Source organism: Pantoea sp. CFCC18179 (assembly GCF_059412405.1).
This window is the reverse complement of the sequence record NZ_JBNBPM010000003.1, coordinates 138,061-154,627: the sequence shown is the minus strand read 5'-3', so window position 1 is coordinate 154,627 and position 16,567 is coordinate 138,061. Positions and strand designations below refer to the sequence as shown.

Sequence of the window (16,567 nt, the reverse complement as noted above, 5' to 3'; positions counted from 1 at the left end):
TAAAACCGGTCACCATAAATGGCGACCCTACAGAAAACGCCGATTTGGCTTCGTAGGGTCGCCATTTATGGTGACCGATTGAGGTTTAGCGGTATTTCGGCTGTACCCAAATGTTGCCTTGCTGATGACTATCGACCACTGCATCGACAAATGCCACGCCTTTCAGGCCGTCGGCAATCTGCGGGATCACCGCGCCAATCCCGGCAGGCGCGCGTTGTTCATCTCGCGCCCTTAACGCCGCCGCGAAGCCGCTGTACAAATTGGTGAAGGCCTCAATATATCCTTCAGGATGACCGGGCGGGGTACGGGTGCGCGCTTGGGTGATCGCGTCCAAATCATAGCGTCCGCGTTTGATGATTTGCGTGGCACCTTCCAGCGGGGTGAATATCAGTTCATTAGGTTGCTCCTGCGCCCAACTCAAGCTGCCGGTTTCACCAAACACACGCAATCGCAGCGCGTTGGAACAACCAATCGCCACCTGTGATGACCACAACATGCCGCGTGCGCCGCCTTCATAACGAATCAGCACGTGCGCATTATCATCTAGCGCGCGCCCTTCAACGAAAGTAGCTAAATCCGCTAACACGCTCTCTGCTTTTAACCCGCTGACATAACCGGCGAGATGATAGGCATGCGTGCCGATATCGCCAATCGAGCCACCACGCCCGTTTTTATGCGGATCAACGCGCCAGGCCGCTTGCTGATTGTTTTGCAGCTCAACGCCGGTCGCCATCCACTCCAGCGGATATTCAACCTGCACCGTGCGCACCTTGCCAATTAATCCGGCGGCAATGCGTGCGCGGGCTTCCGCAATTAGCGGATAGCCGGAATAGGTGTAGGTTACGCCGAGAAAACCGCCGGTCTGGCTCACCACTTCGGCCAGTGCTTCAGCATCTTGCAGCGTGGTGGTGAGCGGCTTCTCGCAAATCACATCGATACCCGCTTCGAGAAACGCTTTAGCGATGGGGAAGTGGGTGAAGTTGGGCGTGCAGATTGCCACCACATCAATGCCATCCTCACGTGCTGCTTCCGCTTGCGCCATGGTGAGGTAATCGCTGTAAGAACGATCTGGCGCGATATAGTTTTGCGCGGCGAAAAGATGCCCGCGCTCGGCATCGACGTCAAACGCACCCGCAACCAACTGATAGTGATCATCCAAACGCGCGGCAAAACGGTGAATACCACCAATATAGGCACCTTCACCGCCGCCTATCATGCCGAGTCTGATGCGGCGTCCACTCAATGATTTACTCATGCTGTGCTCCTTCAAGCCCCAATATTTTGCGGTTAAGTGATTGTTCGGCATACGATTTACAGAAATCATCAAACGATTTTTCGGTGACGCGGATAATGTGATCGCTGATGAATTGGGCGCCTTCGCGTGCGCCATCTTCCGGGTTTTTAAAGCAGCATTCCCACTCCAGCACCGCCCAGCCATCGAAGCCGTAGCCGGTTAATTTGGAGAAAATTCCGTTGAAATCGATTTGTCCATCGCCCGGCGAACGAAAGCGTCCGGCGCGGCTGGTCCACGGTTGATAGCCGCCGTAAGCGCCGGTTTTGCCGTTGGGACGAAATTCGGCATCTTTGACGTGAAACGCTTTGATGTGTGCGTGGTAATGATCGATATAGCTCAGGTAATCAATGCCCTGTAGCACCAGATGACTTGGGTCATACATGATGTGGCAACGCGCATGATGCTGAGTTTTCTCGAGGAAGCGCTCAAAGGTTAAGCCGTCATGCAAATCCTCGGTGGGATGGATTTCATAACAGAGATCGATGCCTTGCTCATCAAACGCGTTGAGGATCGGCATCCAGCGGCGAGCCAGCTCATTGAATCCTTCATCAATCAAACCTTCCGGCCATTGTGGATAGGGATAGAGATACGGCCACAGAAGCGTGCCCGAAAAGGTCACATGTTTATCCAGGCCAAGTCGGCGTGAGGCTTTAGCCGCCAACAACAGTTGCTCAGTGGCCCATTGCTGCCGCGCGTGAGGATCATTGCGCACGCTGGCCGGCGCAAAGCTGTCGGCCGGTAAATCAAACGCCGGGTGGAGCGCCACCAACTGGCCCTGCAAGTGGCTGGCAAGATCGGTTAATTGCAGTTGATGTTCAGCCAGCACGCCGAGAATTTCATCGGCATAGGTTTGGCTTTCGGCGGCTTTTTTCACATCGATTAACCGCGTATCCCAACTGGGAATTTCTACCGCCTTAAAGCCTTTATTAGCTGCCCACGCCGCCATGCCGGATAAGCTATTAAAAGGCGCATCATCTCCGGCGAATTGAGCGAGAAATACCGCTGGACCTTTAATGGTTTTCATCACGCCTCCGGATTAATTGGTCATGAATTTCTGGTAGTTCTGCGGTGTCACGAGCTGGAAGGGAATAAATTTAATGTCATCCACTTTCTCACCCTTGGACGCTTTCTCTGCCATATCCACTGCGCCGAATGCCTGTGATTTTGCATCCTGGAATACAGTAACAGTTAATAATCCGCTTTTAATTGCCTGCAAGCCATTGGGGCCGCCATCGGTGCCACCGACTAAAATATCTTTACCGATTTTAATGCCGTTGCTTTTAATCGCCATTGCGGCGCCTATTGCCATTTCATCAGCGTTGGCGGAAAGAATGTCAATTTTATCGCCGGATAAAATCCAGTTATTCATTAAGTTCATACCGTCTTCACGCATCCATTTTGCTGTGTCTTCGACAATGACATGCATATTCGGATTTTTCGCGATCACTTCTTTCGCACCTTGAGTTCTAAAACGCGTGGCGTCGTTGCTTAATAACCCTTTCATGATCGCAACGTTGACGCTTTTACGATCTTTAACCAGATCGGCGAGATATTGCATTTGCAGGCGACCGGCCTCGATTTCATCGCTGCCGATGTAGCTCACGCCATCTCCCATTTTTGCGTCAGAAGGCATACGGTTGAGGAAGATCAGCGGCACCTTGGCGGCACGCGCTGCATCGGCCATATTTTTGGTGCCTTGGGTATCCACCGGGTTGACGATGATGACATCGACTTTACTGTTAATAAAACTTTGTACCTGGCTCAGTTGTTTATCTACTGCACCTTGTGCATCTTCAAATTGTATTTTCATATCGGGATAGGTTTTTGCTTGCTCGATAATATAACCGCGCAAGCGCGAGAGAAATACATCATCCATTTGTGCAATACTGACACCAACTTGAACCGCAAATACTGCTGGGCTAATAGAGAGTAGGGTGAGGCAGAGTAAGATTATTTTTTTCATGATGATCTTCCAGATTAATAGGGTTTTATAATTGTATAGGTCACCATAAATGGCGACCCTACGAATGTCGGGTGAGTTTTTGTAGGGTCGCCATTTATGGTGACCTTTTGAGAACAATAAATTAGATATTTAGTAAATCTAGATTTAATCTAATTTAACCACTGCATGCGTATCAGCAGATAATTGCGCAGCATCGGCTAATTTTAATGCCTGACAACCGTCGCGTACGCTAACCGGTATCGAAGTGTTATTACTGATTGCCTGAATAAACGCATCAATTTCTAACCGATACGCATCGGTATAACGCTGCATAAAGAAATCCAATAACGGACCGCGCACTTCGGTGTGCTGCTTACCAAAATGACGCACCGTGGTTTCACGGTGATTGTCATTGATCATCATGCCGCCAGAACCAAAAGCTTCGAGGCGCTGATCGTAGCCATACACCGCCTGACGGCTGCAATTGATTTGGCACTGTTTGCCGGAGGCGGTACGCAGTTGCACCATCACCGTGTCGTAATCGCCGAGTGCTTCCAGTGATGGCTCAAACAGGCGGCTGCCGCTGGCAAACACGTCTACCGGTTCTTCGCCCAGTATCCAGCGCGCGAGATCAAAATCATGAATCACCATATCGCGGAAGATACCGCCGGAATGTTTGAGGTAGTTCAGCGGCGCTAAACCCGGATCGCGGCTGGTGATCACCACTTGATGCAGATCGCCAATATCGCCTTGCGCAATGCGCCGATGAATTTCACTGAAGCCTGGATCGAAACGGCGATTGAAGCCCAGCATCACGCGATTGGCGTGCTCGCCTAACGCTTTTTCTGCCGCCAGCGCTTTATCAATATCAAGATCCACCGGTTTCTCACACAACACCGCTTTACCGGCTTTTGCCGCTGCCAGCATCAAATCAATATGGGTATCGGTTGGCGTACCAATCACCACCGCATCTATATCTGGGTGATTGATCGCGTCGAGCGGATTTTGCACCGCCGTGCCGCCCCAAAGCGCGGTTAATGCCTGTGCATTTTCAATAAAGGGATCGGCAACCATCACTAACTGCGCGTTGTTGTGACGCGCCACATTCGCCGCATGAACCTGACCAATTCGGCCCGCGCCGAGGATAGCAATTTTGAGCATGATGTTCTCCGCAACAGAGTTTAGGGTAGTTGGCTCATCAACTGGTTAAGCGCCAGCACTGGTTTGTTCACTACCAGATCGCTATCGAGTTGGCCGTTAAAGTAATTGACGATATTGCTGGCGGCCGAGACCGACATGCGCATCGCCGCTTCTTGCGTCAGCCCCGCTGAATGTGGGCTGAGAATCAGTTTGTCGCGCTGTGCCAGCAACGCAGAACTCAACGCCGGGGGTTCTTGCTGCAAAACGTCAAGCCCGGCACCGCCCAATGCATTATTTTGCAGCGCCTTTGCCAGCGCCGCTTCATCGACAATTCCGCCACGCGCGGTGTTGATCAGGATGGCGTGCGGTTGCATCAATGCCAGTTCATTGGCGCCAATTAGCGCTTGGTCACCGCTGAGCGGCAGATGAACGGTGACCGCATCGGCTTGTTGCAGGCCGTCATGGATGGCTGCGATGCGCGTTACGCCGCTCTCGGCAAAAACGCTGTCAGGCAAAAAGGGATCGTAGGCAATAACCTGCATGCGGAAGCTTTGCGCCAAGCGCGCCACTTGGCGTCCGATACGACCAAAACCGAGGATGAACAAGGTTCTGCCCGCCACTTCCACCGCCGAAAAGCTGTTGCGGCGATTCCATTCACCCACGCGAATGCTGTTGTCGAAATAGCAAAGACGTTTTGCCAGTGACAGCAGCATCGCCAGCGTGTGTTCCGCCACCGATTGCGAATTGACGTTGCCGACAATGGTCAGCGGAATCTGGCGCGCAGTCAGCGCCTCAACGTCCACCGAGTCATAACCGACGCCGTGACGTGACACCACGCGCAGCTTTTTACCGGCAGCGATCTCTTTGGCGGTAAGTGGTTGCGTGCGAATCAGCAGGGCATCGGCTTCGGCGATATAAGGCGCGTAACTTTCCACGCTGACTTCAGGCACCAGTAGCACATTAAAATCAGGCGCGTTGTGCAGAATATCCAATCCGGCGGGATGAATTTTCCCGGCAACCAGAATCGTTGGCATCTCAGTAACCCCCGCTGTGTGCAGGTTTGGCGGTTGCTCCGCCATTCAGTTCGCGGAACTGCTGCACGCTGGCCGCGGCGGCACCGCGCAACAGCTGTACGTCATTGGATAGCGTCACTAAATCGAATCCCCATTCTGCTGCTTTAGCCGCATAGGCAGCGGAACCGTTGTGCAATCCGGCTTTTTTACCGGCGCGATGGGCGGTGGCGAGGATGTGCTTGATCGCCTCAACGATCTCGGGTTCGGTGCGATCAAAGCCGGTGCGATATTTTCTACCGGTTAGCCCCAACGTCAGATCGGCGGGGCCGATATACACGCCATCAAGTCCGGGCGTGGCAACAATCGCTTCGATGTTGTCAAAAGCTTCGGCGGTTTCGATCATTGCCAAACACACCACCTGCTCATCGGCATGCTGACCGTAATCCTGCCCGGCAGAAAAGGTCACGCGTGTTGGGCCAAAACTGCGGCTGCCATTGGGTGGATAGCGCACGCAGGAAACCAGCGCCTGCGCCTGTTCGGCGGTGCTGATCATCGGACAAATAATGCCCCACGCTCCGGCATCCAACGCTTTCATAATGATGCCCGGTTCCAGCCACGGCACGCGCACCATCGGCGCGACTCCGCTGGCGCGCATCGCTTGCAGCATGTGCGTAGCCTGTTCATAGCCGACAAAGCCGTGTTGGAGGTCGATGGTGAGGGCGTCGTAACCCTGTTCGGCCATGATCTCGGCGCTAAACGCGTTGGCGATGCTAAGCCAGCCATTGAGCACCGTTTGCCCATCATTCCAGCGGGCTTTGATATTGTTCAGTTTCATCCTCAAGCTCCTTACAACACGATTTGCGCCAGTTTGACGTTCATATAGTCGTGAATACCTTCACTGCCGCCTTCGCGACCCATGCCGCTGGCTTTGATGCCACCAAACGGCACTTCGGCGGCGGCAAGCGCGTAGCTGTTAATGCCAACCATGCCGGATTCAAGTCGTGCGACGGTTTCGCGGATGCGCGCAGGATCGCGCGTGAAGGCATACGCTGAGAGGGCGAAGTCAGAGTTATTGACGCGACGCCACAGATCTTCGCTGTTGCTAAATGAGGTGATGGCGGCAATCGGTCCAAAATTTTCCTCGGCAATCGCCAGCGCATCATCCGGCACATCGGCAATCACCGTCGGCGCGTAGAAATAACCACCATGCAATTCAATGCGTTCACCGCCGGTGACGATGCTTGCGCCTTTATCACGCGCATTGGCGACAATCGCTTCGATGGCTTTGAGACGGCGTGGATTGATCAACGGGCCCATTTGCGTGGCTTCATCAAGCCCGTAACCAACGTTGAGACGCGCGGCGCGTTCGGCAAAGCCTTTGACAAATTCGTGGTAGCGACTTTCATGCACATAGAAACGATCGCAGGTAACGCACACCTGGCCGCAGTTGGCGAACTTGGTGGCGACCGACAAATCGAGCGCTTTTTCCAGGTCGGCATCATCAAAGATGATCACTGGCGCGTTGCCGCCCAGTTCCATGCTGAGCCGTTTGATGGTGGCGGCAGAATCGCGAATCATCTGCTGGCCTAATTGCGTTGATCCGGTCAGCGAGACTTTTTTGACGATTGGCGAGGTAATTAACGGTTGGTAAGTTTCAGCGGTGGGGCCGACCACCAAATTAGCCACGCCCGCCGGTAATCCCGCTTTGCGTAAGCATTCGAAAATTAGCATCGCCGAACCGGGTACTTCGCTGGATGGTCGCAGCACCACAGTACAACCCGCCGCCAGCGCCGGGGCTAATTTGCGTGCCACTAACACCACCGGGAAATTCCACGCGGTGAAAGCCGCGACCACGCCGACCGGTTCATGTGAAATCTCGCAGCGCCCACCCGGCACGCGGCTTTCCACGATGCGACCGTAGATGCGTCGAGCTTCCTCAGCGTGCCAGATAAATTGGTCGGTGGATAATTCCCACTCACGTTTGGCCTGCGCCAGCGGTTTACCACTTTCCATAGAGATCATGCGTGCGGCATCTGCGGTGAGGGTCGCCATTTGTTGGGCGACTGCTTGCAGTAGATCGGCGCGTGCCCAGCCGCTGGTTGCTCGCCAGTTGATTAAAGCAGCTTCGGCGCTCGCTAAGGCTTCTAGCGTGTCGGCGCTCGAGGCAGCGGCGATTTCACCGAGGATTTTGCCATTGCCGGGATCGGTAACGATCACCGGTTCAGCGCCACGGCCTTGCCGCCACGCGCCATGAATAAACTGTCCGAAATGTTGGTACATGGTGATCCGTTCCTCCGATAGCATTGATAGTTGCAATGTTAGGATCGTGGCAATAAAAATTGCAATGAGTTAGCTGGCGTGAGGTGAATATGAGGGGGAATGATTAATTTGCGTTTAATTTCAACTGATTGCCGTCGTTAAAGTTGAATGGATGAGGTGTTTCATTTGCACTAAAAGTGAATTCTTCGAAGCGAATCACAAATCGCGTGAAGAGTTTTTCCGTGTTGGGCGCGAATCGGTTAGAACTAATTGCATTAGCGTTTTACTTGCAATTTTTATTGCGTTAGCGTGCAGATGCGATGGGCAAAGAGCTCGAATAGGAATGATCAATGAGCAAGATTGAAAAGAGCAAAGCCGCCGCTAGCGTGCTGCCACACCAAAATTACGAACAGATTGTCGATGAGATTTCGCAACGTTATGCGCAGCTTTCGGTGCGCCATCAACAAGCGGCGCGCTACGTTACGCAAAACCCGAATACCGTGGCGCTGGAATCGATTAATGCGGTGGCCGCCAAATGCGGTTTGCATCCGTCGGTGCTGGTGCGTTTTGCGCAAGTATTTGGCTACAGCGGCTTTAAACAGATGCAGAGCGTGTTTCAAACCCGGCTGGCCACCGCCGCGCCGGGCTATAACGAGCGTATTACTGCGTTGGAAAATGACCTGCGCAAGAACGAACAGAAGGGCAATCTCGGTTTTCTGCAAAGTCTGGTGATTCGTGATATCGCCACGTTACAGGAGCTGCTGAGCAACGTGACGGAAAAAGATCTGGATGCCACTGCGCAATGGTTGAAGCAGGCGGAAACCATCTACATCGCTGGTCAATTGCGCTCTGAACCGGTGGCGATGTTGCTGCGTTACCTGCTAACCATGCTCAATCGGCGGGTGATCCTGCTGGATGCTGCTGGCGGATTGGCACCGCAAATGGCGAATAATATGCGCGACAATGATGTGTTGTTTGCCATCGCCTTTCGCCATTACGCCAAAGAGGTGGTGGCGATTGCCGAATCAGCCAGCGCACGCAATATTCCGGTGATCGCCATTTCTGATGGCCCGCTGTCGCCTTTAGCCAAAAGCGCCAGTGTGTTGTTCAACATCCCGGAAGAGGAGTACAGCTTTTCGCGCTCGCTGGCCGCGCCGGTTTGTCTGGCGCAAAGCATCGCGATGGCGTTAGCCGCGGTGTTGCAGCCAGAAGAAGCGCAGCCGCGCATAGAAACCATTACCGAACGCGAAAAAAGTGCGGCAACACCGCGCAAACGCAGCCGCGCGTAAGCTGATTTAACTGACTCTCGCTCGCTTTAAGCGGGAGTTTTATCGCCTGAAGTTGCAACGTTTATTGCTAATGATTGATGTAAGCAATTTACGTTGTGAAATGAAACCTGATGCTGCGTTGGGGCATCTTTAAGGAGTGAGTAAGGATATGGCTACGATTCGTTGCACGACAGCTCAGGCGATAGTTCGCTATTTGAGCAATCAGTTTACTGAAGTGGATGGCAAGCGCGTGCCGCTGTTCCCCGGCGTGTATGGCATTTTTGGTCACGGCAATGTCACTTGCCTTGGCGAAGCATTGGAAGCGGCGCAGGATGTGCTGCCTACGTGGCGCGGGCAAAACGAGCAGTCAATGGCGTTCGCCGCCGTCGGTTTTGCCAAAGCGAGGGTACGTCGTCAGATCATGGTGGTTACTGCCTCGATTGGACCGGGCACCACCAATCTGCTGACGGCGGCGGGCGTAGCACATACCAGCCGCTTGCCGTTGCTGATGATCTGCGGCGACAGCTTTGCGCGCCGTCATCCTGATCCGGTGATGCAGCAAGTCGAACATTTCAACGATCCGACGCAAACCGTGAATGATGCGTTTAAAGCGGTTTCACGTTACTGGGATCGCATCACTTATCCTGAGCAAATCCTCTCCTCATTGCCGCAGGCAGTGGCGACCATGCTTGATCCCGGCGATTGCGGCCCGGCGTTTATCGGCGTGTGTCAGGATGTGCAGGAGATGGCCTGGGATTATCCAGAAGCATTCTTTGCGCCGCGCCTGCATGTGATGCCGCGTCCGCGTCCCGATCGTTTGCTGCTGGCGCGCGCCGTCGAAACCCTTAAAAATGCCAAACGCCCGCTGATTATTTCTGGCGGCGGCGTGCGTTATTCGCAGGCAGAAGCGCAACTGGCGCAATTTGCTGAGGCGCATGCCATTCCGGTGGTGGAAACCATCGCCGGTAAAGGCGCGTTGACGCACGATGATCCGGTGCATTGCGGGCCGATTGGCATCCTGGGTTCGACGTCTGCCAACGCGCTGGCCGCCGAAGCCGATGTGGTGATCGCCGTTGGCACGCGTCTGATGGATTTCGTTACCGGTTCGTGGACGGTGTTTCACCCTCAAGCGCAGTTTATCGCTCTCAACGCGGCACGTTTTGATGCGCATAAACATCTGGCGATTCCGCTGGTGTGTGATGCACGTGAAGGGATCAGCGAACTGCACGCGGCGCTCGGCGACTGGCACGCTGCCGAGAGTTGGCTGGCGCAAGGTCAGGCTGATTTTGCCAAGTGGAATGCGCTGATCGCCGCGCGCCAGGAACGCGGTGCGACCGATGGCGATCCCACTTATGCGCAGGTGATCGGCGTGGTGAACGCTGCCGCTGCCGCCGAAGATTACATCATCAGCGCTGCCGGTGGCTTACCTGGCGAACTGGTTAAAGGCTGGCGGGTAAAAAATCCCGGCACTTTTGATTGCGAATTCGGCTTCTCGTGCATGGGATATGAACTCTCAGCCGGTTGGGGTGTGGCGATGGCGGAGCAGGACCGTGATGTGTTTGTCATGATTGGCGACGGCACCTACATGATGATGAATTCAGACATTTATTCCAGCGTGCTCTCCGGCCACAAGTTCATTTTATTGGTGTGCGACAACGGCGGCTACGCCGTGATCAACCGGCTGCAAAATGCCAAAGGCGGTGCCTCTTTCAATAACCTGCTGGTGGATTGCCGGGTGAAAGAGCCTTTCCACGTCGATTTCGTCGCGCATGCACAAGCGATGGGCGCGTTGGCGCGCAAAGTGACGTCGTTGGATGAACTGGCCGAGGCGATTCATTGGGCCAAAGGTAACGATCGCACCACGGTGATTTCCATTGCTACTCATCCATTTGACTGGACGCCCGGCGATGCCTGGTGGGATGTCGGCGTGCCGGAAGTCAGCGCGCGCGACAGCGTTAAGCATGCGCGCGAGGAACATGTTAAAGGCCGCCTGGCGCAGCGCATCGGCATTTAAAAAACCAACGGTCTGCGTATGCCGCAGCCGGCTACTTAATCGTGGAAGGAGCAAAAGAATGAGCCAGTTAACAGGTAAAGTTGCGGTAGTCACCGGTGGCACCCAAGGCGTGGGCGCGGCGATTGCACGCCAGTTCACGTTGTTGGGCGCTAGCGCGGTAGTGATTTGCGGGCGAAATCAGGATAAAGGTGAAAAAGTGGCGCAGCGCTTAAACAGTGAAAGCGAAACGAAGGTGGATTTTGTGCGTGCCGATCTGTCGAATGTTGGGGATTGTCGCAACGTAATTGCCACTGCCGATCGTTTGCACGGGCGCGTGGATATTCTGGTCAATGCCGGCGGCATGAGCGATCGCGGCACCATTCTGGATACCGATCCCGAACTGTTTGATCGCATCTTTGCCACCAACGTGCGCGGGCCATTTTTCCTGATGCAAGAAGCCATCAAGCTGATGCGCCGCGACAATATCGCTGGCAGCATCGTCAATATCTGTTCGATGTCGTCGCTGGCCGGGCAACCGTTTATCGCCGCCTACTGTTCTTCAAAAGGTGCGCTGGCAACGCTGACGCGCAATACCGCCTATGCCTTACTACGCAATCGCATTCGGGTAAATGGTCTGAACATCGGTTGGATGGCGTCGGAAGGGGAAGACCGCATTATGAAGCAGTATCACAATGCGGAAGATAACTGGCTGGAAAAAGCGGCGGCCGCGCAGCCGTTTGGTCGGCTGATTCAACCAGAGGAAGTGGCGCGAGCGGTGGCGTTCCTTGCCAGCGAAGAGTCCGGTTTGATGACCGGTTCAATGATCGAGTTCGATCAATCAGTTTGGGGTGGTTACGACCAAGCCGCTGCACCTGCTGGACCGTTATAACGTGCTTCCGGTCGCCAAAAATGGCGACCCTACGAATTTCCCGGCACGCAACTTAATCCATTGATTTAATTCGGGTAAATTGCTGCTCCGTCATCATTTTACCCCACTGATCGCCTTGCCACTCTTTTGTCAGCGTGAAGCCAAATTTTTCGTAAAGGCGGCGCGCCGCATTGAGTCCGCTGAAAGTCCAAAGCTCGGTCGCGGCAAAGTTTCTGGCATCGCAAAACGCCATGGCTTCGCCGATCAGTTTGCGGCCAACGCCAGCGCCCTGACAGGCTTCATCAAGAATAAACCAACGTAAATGGGCCTGATTATCGCCCAAATCCTGCCCATCAATCGCCACTGAACCGACGATCTGATTGCCGCGTAGCGCCAGCCAGATTTGGTTTTTCTCGTCATTCAAACGACCGGCAAATTCTGCCAATCCTGCTGCCACCTTGCCCTCAAAAAAATGACCAAATTGGTGATGTTCGGCGTAATAACGTCCGTGCATCTCGGCGATGCGGCCAATCATGCCGGGCTGATATCCGGTGACAATCGAGATTTCCGCGTGAGTGAGTTCGCTGGCTCGACAGGCTTTGAGCGCGCCAGCATAGGCAGAAAGTCCCTCGGCAATAACACGTTGTTGCTGGATATCGAGATGCGCCAACGCATCCACCACGCGGGCCGCGCCGTAGGCATTAATATTGCGAACGGTGCGCATTCCCTGCGCGGAGAGCGACAGTTTTTTCGAGCGCGCATCCAACTCTGAAGGAAGCTCATCCAACTCGCCCGAGGAAATAAGCTTGGCGAGCATGCGGCTGACGCTGGATTTTTCCAGGCCAAGAATATCAACCAATTGCGCCGCAGTGAGTGCGCCGTGCTTCTCGATTTCAACCAGCGAGTGCACGGCTGAGGGGGAATATTGGGTCGCAGCCAATGTCGGTTGCATAAAACCTAGTTCGCGAACCATTAAGCGTGATGACGAGCGGATTTGTTCAATCAGTGAATCGGAAATCATGACAACAGCCTGGCGATTAAAAGTTGTATAATACAACTATTATTTCCCGGCGCTGTCAAGATGCCGATAAGCGGTTATCAACTTGCCATTTTCTTTATGGCGTCTTGCACGGCAATGTCTCCGCCAGTTAGCTCAATGATGATGCGATTGACCGCAGGTTGTTCGATGATCGCCATCAGCGTAGCGGCGACATCATCGCGTGAGATGCTGCCATAAGGAATGGCCAAACCGCTGCGAACCAAGCCGCTGCCTGGCTCATCGGTCAAAGTGCCTGGCCGTAGAATCACCCAATCCAAACCGCTTTCCGCTAACGCCACGTCGGCTAATTTTTTCACGCGCATGTAGTTTTCGAAGGTTGGCGAAAGGTTTTTGGCGCGTCCCGCTTCCGGGAACGCTGAAACCAACAAGAAACGAGAAATTCCCGCCTGTTGCGCGGCAGCGACGGCGGTTTCTAAGCCTTCGCCATCAATGGCGTTGGTCATCTTCTCGCCGCCTTTGCCGCCAGCGCCAGCGGTGAACACCACCACATCGCTGCCGTTCATCAAGGCCGCCAGTTCGCTGACACTCAATGCGGTTAAGTCGCCTTTAATCGGTTCGGCACCTGAATCGAGCAACGACGCTTCCTGCTCCGCATGGCGGAACAGCGGGCGGGCAATATGCCCTTTGGTTGAAAGTTGAGCCGCCAGACGACGGCCAATTTTTCCTGCACCACCAATAATAAACACCTTCGACATATTGACCTCTTAATCCAATCACAAGTCAGTCAGTATAGTCGGCGCAATCGGCATAGTTTTACTCGATTAATTCCAGGCTAAGTTGGGATTGCGAGGTCTTTGGCTGGGTGACGCGGGCATCGTCTTCCGGCACCAGCGGTTCGACCTCTATGCGCGCGCTGAGCGTTTTTCCCGTCAACCGTTGTCCGTTATGAGTGGCGGCAAGATATTGGCCGGGTTGCAGCAGCAGGTCAGTTGTGGCGGCGGCATCACCCTGCGCAGCAGTATCAACCATCTGCACATGTTGACCATCCAGGCTGACGTCAAGCAGGCGCAAGATTACCTCACCACGGTCACCATAACGCAGGTTGCCATTGGCGGCACGATCGCCTTGAATCGCAATCACCATGGTTTGTGCGAACGGGCAAACCACGTTAATCATCAGGTTACGTTTGCCGGGAGAGAGACGACGTCCGCCGTTACTCTCCTGCAATTGACCGCGGGACTGCACGCCAAAATCAATATCGCGTTCGCTGGCAGAAATAATGCAGCGTCTATCGGGGGGCAGAGAGGGATTGAACTCTGAACCTAATGCTGAGGCGGAAAACATCAAGATTAGTGCACTGGCGATGGCTTTCATTCTGTCTTCCTATTAGAGACAAACGGCAGTTGACGTTTCATATAATCCGCTGGTGTCAGCTTGCTCTGGGAGTGAAAGGCTAAAAGAACACAATGTTTCTCCCGAAGATTGAACATCAAGTTGCTGCGAGGTGGCATCAGGAATAAAAACATTGCCCTGACTGCCAACAACGGTCACGAAGTTGCCTGCGCTATCAAAGACGCTGGCACCGTGGCGTAGATCATTTCCCCGACTGTCTTTGAGGCTCACCAATACGCGACGCGTCCGAACCACAGTGAAATTCAGATGTGAGACGGAACCGCGTGCGGCGGCGGTTTCCTGCCAGGCATTTTCAATATCGACGTTTTTAGCCAGGCTGCGCGTATCGACCTGCACGCTTGAGCGTTGGTAAGTGGTTACTGAGGGCAAAACCGCATAACCACGGCTGTCGGTCCATGTTGGGCCGCTGGCAGTTTGCAGGCGTACACCCAATTCGTCGCCGACTTTGGCGATGCCGAAGGTGTCGCTGATACGATAAGGCGAGAGCGTGACGCCGCCACCGTGCGCCACCAATCCGCCGGAAGCTCTTGCGAGCCAACTGGTGGTGCTGTCGGAACGTTGACTCACTGAACTATTGAGTTGGGAAAATGGTGTCACGTAATCCAGCGTGGCGGTGTTGGTAGTTTGATGGTGGCGAAAATCACGCTCACTGGCGAGGCTCCAGTTACGATCCTGGCTGGCACGATTGCTGTAACGCACGCCACCACGCGTATTGCGGTTCGAGCTGTTTAAATAGCTGCTGAAATTCTGAGCATTACCAAAAGGCACGCTTAGCGTGACATAGAAACGGTCATCGCTGCGAGTATTGCGGCTGCCGGTATCATGCTCGAGGCTGGCTCCAACATAAGTGCGACCCATTTGTTTGCTCCAGCCTGCGCGCAGGTAAGAGGTGCTATCACCATCAAAAGTGCGGGTGCGAGCCCATGAAAACGACAGATTACCCAAGGTTTTCTCAGACCAGCTAACGGTGCTGCCGATTTGGTCGCGGCTTCTGCCATTTTTGCTACGCGCATTGTTTTGAAGAGCATCACTGAGTTCTGCGTACCCCTCAGTTTGTTGCGTTACATTTGCGCTAATCGAAACGCGATCGGTCAGTTGATGGTTCAGCGCCGCACGTGCCAGCAAGCCGCTGTTACCGTGATGATTGTCGCGCGCTGCGGTGGTTTGCACAGAGAGCACTGTCGCGTCAAAAATTTGGCTATCAATGCCTACTGCGCCTGCTCGGTAAATATTGGAGCCTAAAACGCCGACGTTAAACGCAGTCGCAGGAGATAGCGCCCAACCGGTCGCCAGCGTTGCCAGCAATGGTGATGGCGAATCCCCTTGTTGATCGAGTCGCCCCGCACCGAATGACCATCCTGGAGAAACCGCAGTCCCACTTTGCAAAAGCGCCGCAGCGGGGACGATAAAATCCCGTTTATCACCGTCACTGCTGGTCACCGTCACGTTGAGGTCGGTGCGCGTATTCAGCAGCGAGAAACCTTGCAGTCTAAACGGCCCGGCAGGAACGGTGGTGCTATACACCAATAAGCCTGATTGGCGAACTTCAACCACCGATTGGCTCGTGGCAATTCCCTCAACCAACCCCGCACCCATGCGACCATTTTGCAACGCCGCTTCGGGCACCATTTGCAATCCAATTACCTGACCCGTACCGAACATTGAGTTCGATAAGCTGATCTGGCCCGCTTGCAGTGTTTTCTTCAGACTCGTGAAGGTGCGTTGCGCATAGGCGCCTTGATGTTGCAGCGTTTTTTTACCATCAAAGTTGGAATAGGTCTGACGGCTACGCACAATCCAGTCACCGATATTCAGTCCGGCTTCGGTATTTGTCTGGAAAAAGTTGATGTTGGAAGCGGAGCCGGAAGAATCCAGATATTGCGCATCGTAGTTAAGTATGCCCGCGGTTCCGCCGTGATTGAGGTCATCGAGATCATCACGAGATTGCGCAACAGCTGCGGCGGGAACCACGACAGACACTTTTTCTTCTCCCGGATCCAGCGTGACTTCAGTTTGTGGCCACAGGCTGGTCAGGTGCGGGCAAGCTTGCTGAGCTGCTGCGCGAGCAGGCGGGATTAACCCGGCTTTTTTCAGGAATTCTGCATCTGCGCACAACGCACCTTTGTCGTCAAATTGCACTTTGATTTTACCGCGCGTGCGGCCATTGACGACCAGCGTTACGGATGATTCACCGGCCAAAAATCTCGGCGTTTGGCGGAACCACTCGGCAAGTTTGGGATCGACTCCACGCAACTGCAACGAAGTGCGGTCAAACTCGATATCACCTGTTTCAGCGATGACTTCGTTCGCAAAAGCAGAGTTGAAATGACAAAGCGCGACAAGCGACACCGTCATTAATGCAATGCAGACATTCCCT

Annotated in this window: 14 protein-coding genes; 3 read left to right on the top strand and 11 right to left on the bottom strand. The window is 54.1% G+C overall.

Annotation, left to right across the window (positions count from 1 at the left end):
• Nucleotides 1–85: 85 nt before the first annotated feature.
• From ACPUC7_RS08320 to ACPUC7_RS08290, 7 genes are all read right to left on the bottom strand, one after another.
• A complete protein-coding gene (locus ACPUC7_RS08320; protein ID WP_494922528.1) occupies nt 86–1,255 on the bottom strand; it encodes a Gfo/Idh/MocA family protein in 1,170 nt (389 codons plus the stop codon).
• A complete protein-coding gene (locus ACPUC7_RS08315; RefSeq protein WP_494922527.1) occupies nt 1,248–2,318 on the bottom strand; it encodes a sugar phosphate isomerase/epimerase family protein in 1,071 nt (356 codons plus the stop codon). The genes ACPUC7_RS08320 and ACPUC7_RS08315 overlap by 8 nt, the downstream gene beginning before the upstream one ends.
• Before the next feature lie 12 nt (nt 2,319–2,330).
• The gene (locus tag ACPUC7_RS08310; protein WP_494922526.1) at nt 2,331–3,257 is read right to left on the bottom strand and encodes a sugar ABC transporter substrate-binding protein; all 927 of its coding nucleotides are present in this window, start codon (nt 3,255–3,257) and stop codon (nt 2,331–2,333) included.
• A gap of 144 nt (nt 3,258–3,401) precedes the next feature.
• On the bottom strand, nt 3,402–4,397 hold the full coding sequence (gene iolG / locus ACPUC7_RS08305; RefSeq protein WP_494922525.1) for an inositol 2-dehydrogenase: 996 nt from the start codon (nt 4,395–4,397) through the stop codon (nt 3,402–3,404).
• A 20-nt stretch (nt 4,398–4,417) separates the two neighbouring features.
• A complete protein-coding gene (locus ACPUC7_RS08300) occupies nt 4,418–5,410 on the bottom strand; it encodes a hydroxyacid dehydrogenase (protein ID WP_494922524.1) in 993 nt (330 codons plus the stop codon).
• A gap of 1 nt (nt 5,411) precedes the next feature.
• A complete protein-coding gene (locus ACPUC7_RS08295) occupies nt 5,412–6,224 on the bottom strand; it encodes an HpcH/HpaI aldolase family protein (RefSeq protein ID WP_494922523.1) in 813 nt (270 codons plus the stop codon).
• 11 nt (nt 6,225–6,235) lie between these two features.
• On the bottom strand, nt 6,236–7,669 hold the full coding sequence (locus ACPUC7_RS08290) for an NAD-dependent succinate-semialdehyde dehydrogenase (protein WP_494922522.1): 1,434 nt from the start codon (nt 7,667–7,669) through the stop codon (nt 6,236–6,238).
• 329 nt (nt 7,670–7,998) lie between these two features.
• Between ACPUC7_RS08290 and ACPUC7_RS08285 the strand changes: the two genes are divergently transcribed.
• The 3 genes from ACPUC7_RS08285 to ACPUC7_RS08275 all read left to right on the top strand — a co-directional run bounded on the left by ACPUC7_RS08285 (nt 7,999) and on the right by ACPUC7_RS08275 (nt 11,798).
• Nucleotides 7,999–8,937, top strand: coding sequence for a MurR/RpiR family transcriptional regulator (locus tag ACPUC7_RS08285; protein ID WP_494922521.1), 939 nt, complete (start codon nt 7,999–8,001; stop codon nt 8,935–8,937).
• A 148-nt stretch (nt 8,938–9,085) separates the two neighbouring features.
• Complete coding sequence (iolD, locus tag ACPUC7_RS08280; RefSeq protein WP_494922520.1) at nt 9,086–10,930, top strand: 3D-(3,5/4)-trihydroxycyclohexane-1,2-dione acylhydrolase (decyclizing); 1,845 nt, start codon at nt 9,086–9,088, stop codon at nt 10,928–10,930.
• A 58-nt stretch (nt 10,931–10,988) separates the two neighbouring features.
• A complete protein-coding gene (locus ACPUC7_RS08275) occupies nt 10,989–11,798 on the top strand; it encodes an SDR family oxidoreductase (protein WP_494922519.1) in 810 nt (269 codons plus the stop codon).
• Nucleotides 11,799–11,850: 52 nt separating this feature from the next.
• On the opposite strand, the gene ACPUC7_RS08270 is transcribed toward ACPUC7_RS08275, so the two are convergent.
• The 4 genes from ACPUC7_RS08270 to ACPUC7_RS08255 all read right to left on the bottom strand — a co-directional run bounded on the left by ACPUC7_RS08270 (nt 11,851) and on the right by ACPUC7_RS08255 (nt 16,545).
• Entirely contained in the window at nt 11,851–12,798 is a 948-nt protein-coding gene (locus ACPUC7_RS08270) for a bifunctional helix-turn-helix transcriptional regulator/GNAT family N-acetyltransferase (protein WP_494922518.1), read from the bottom strand.
• Between the two features lie 77 nt (nt 12,799–12,875).
• Nucleotides 12,876–13,532, bottom strand: coding sequence for an SDR family oxidoreductase (locus ACPUC7_RS08265; protein ID WP_494922517.1), 657 nt, complete (start codon nt 13,530–13,532; stop codon nt 12,876–12,878).
• Nucleotides 13,533–13,590: 58 nt separating this feature from the next.
• Nucleotides 13,591–14,151 (bottom strand): DUF1120 domain-containing protein, encoded by a 561-nt coding sequence (locus ACPUC7_RS08260; protein ID WP_494922516.1) that lies wholly within the window; start codon nt 14,149–14,151, stop codon nt 13,591–13,593.
• Nucleotides 14,152–14,163: 12 nt separating this feature from the next.
• On the bottom strand, nt 14,164–16,545 hold the full coding sequence (locus tag ACPUC7_RS08255) for a fimbria/pilus outer membrane usher protein (protein ID WP_494922515.1): 2,382 nt from the start codon (nt 16,543–16,545) through the stop codon (nt 14,164–14,166).
• Between the last annotated feature and the right edge of the window lie 22 nt (nt 16,546–16,567).

What these genes read in the sequence shown, in the direction of transcription:
- ACPUC7_RS08320 (WP_494922528.1), bottom strand. Translation starts at nt 1,255, where the DNA reads ATGAGTAAATCATTGAGTGGACGCCGCATCAGACTCGGCATGATAGGC.
- ACPUC7_RS08315 (WP_494922527.1), bottom strand. Translation starts at nt 2,318, where the DNA reads ATGAAAACCATTAAAGGTCCAGCGGTATTTCTCGCTCAATTCGCCGGA.
- ACPUC7_RS08310 (WP_494922526.1), bottom strand. Translation starts at nt 3,257, where the DNA reads ATGAAAAAAATAATCTTACTCTGCCTCACCCTACTCTCTATTAGCCCA.
- iolG (WP_494922525.1), bottom strand. Translation starts at nt 4,397, where the DNA reads ATGCTCAAAATTGCTATCCTCGGCGCGGGCCGAATTGGTCAGGTTCAT.
- ACPUC7_RS08300 (WP_494922524.1), bottom strand. Translation starts at nt 5,410, where the DNA reads ATGCCAACGATTCTGGTTGCCGGGAAAATTCATCCCGCCGGATTGGAT.
- ACPUC7_RS08295 (WP_494922523.1), bottom strand. Translation starts at nt 6,224, where the DNA reads ATGAAACTGAACAATATCAAAGCCCGCTGGAATGATGGGCAAACGGTG.
- ACPUC7_RS08290 (WP_494922522.1), bottom strand. Translation starts at nt 7,669, where the DNA reads ATGTACCAACATTTCGGACAGTTTATTCATGGCGCGTGGCGGCAAGGC.
- ACPUC7_RS08285 (WP_494922521.1), top strand. Translation starts at nt 7,999, where the DNA reads ATGAGCAAGATTGAAAAGAGCAAAGCCGCCGCTAGCGTGCTGCCACAC.
- iolD (WP_494922520.1), top strand. Translation starts at nt 9,086, where the DNA reads ATGGCTACGATTCGTTGCACGACAGCTCAGGCGATAGTTCGCTATTTG.
- ACPUC7_RS08275 (WP_494922519.1), top strand. Translation starts at nt 10,989, where the DNA reads ATGAGCCAGTTAACAGGTAAAGTTGCGGTAGTCACCGGTGGCACCCAA.
- ACPUC7_RS08270 (WP_494922518.1), bottom strand. Translation starts at nt 12,798, where the DNA reads ATGATTTCCGATTCACTGATTGAACAAATCCGCTCGTCATCACGCTTA.
- ACPUC7_RS08265 (WP_494922517.1), bottom strand. Translation starts at nt 13,532, where the DNA reads ATGTCGAAGGTGTTTATTATTGGTGGTGCAGGAAAAATTGGCCGTCGT.
- ACPUC7_RS08260 (WP_494922516.1), bottom strand. Translation starts at nt 14,151, where the DNA reads ATGAAAGCCATCGCCAGTGCACTAATCTTGATGTTTTCCGCCTCAGCA.
- ACPUC7_RS08255 (WP_494922515.1), bottom strand. Translation starts at nt 16,545, where the DNA reads ATGACGGTGTCGCTTGTCGCGCTTTGTCATTTCAACTCTGCTTTTGCG.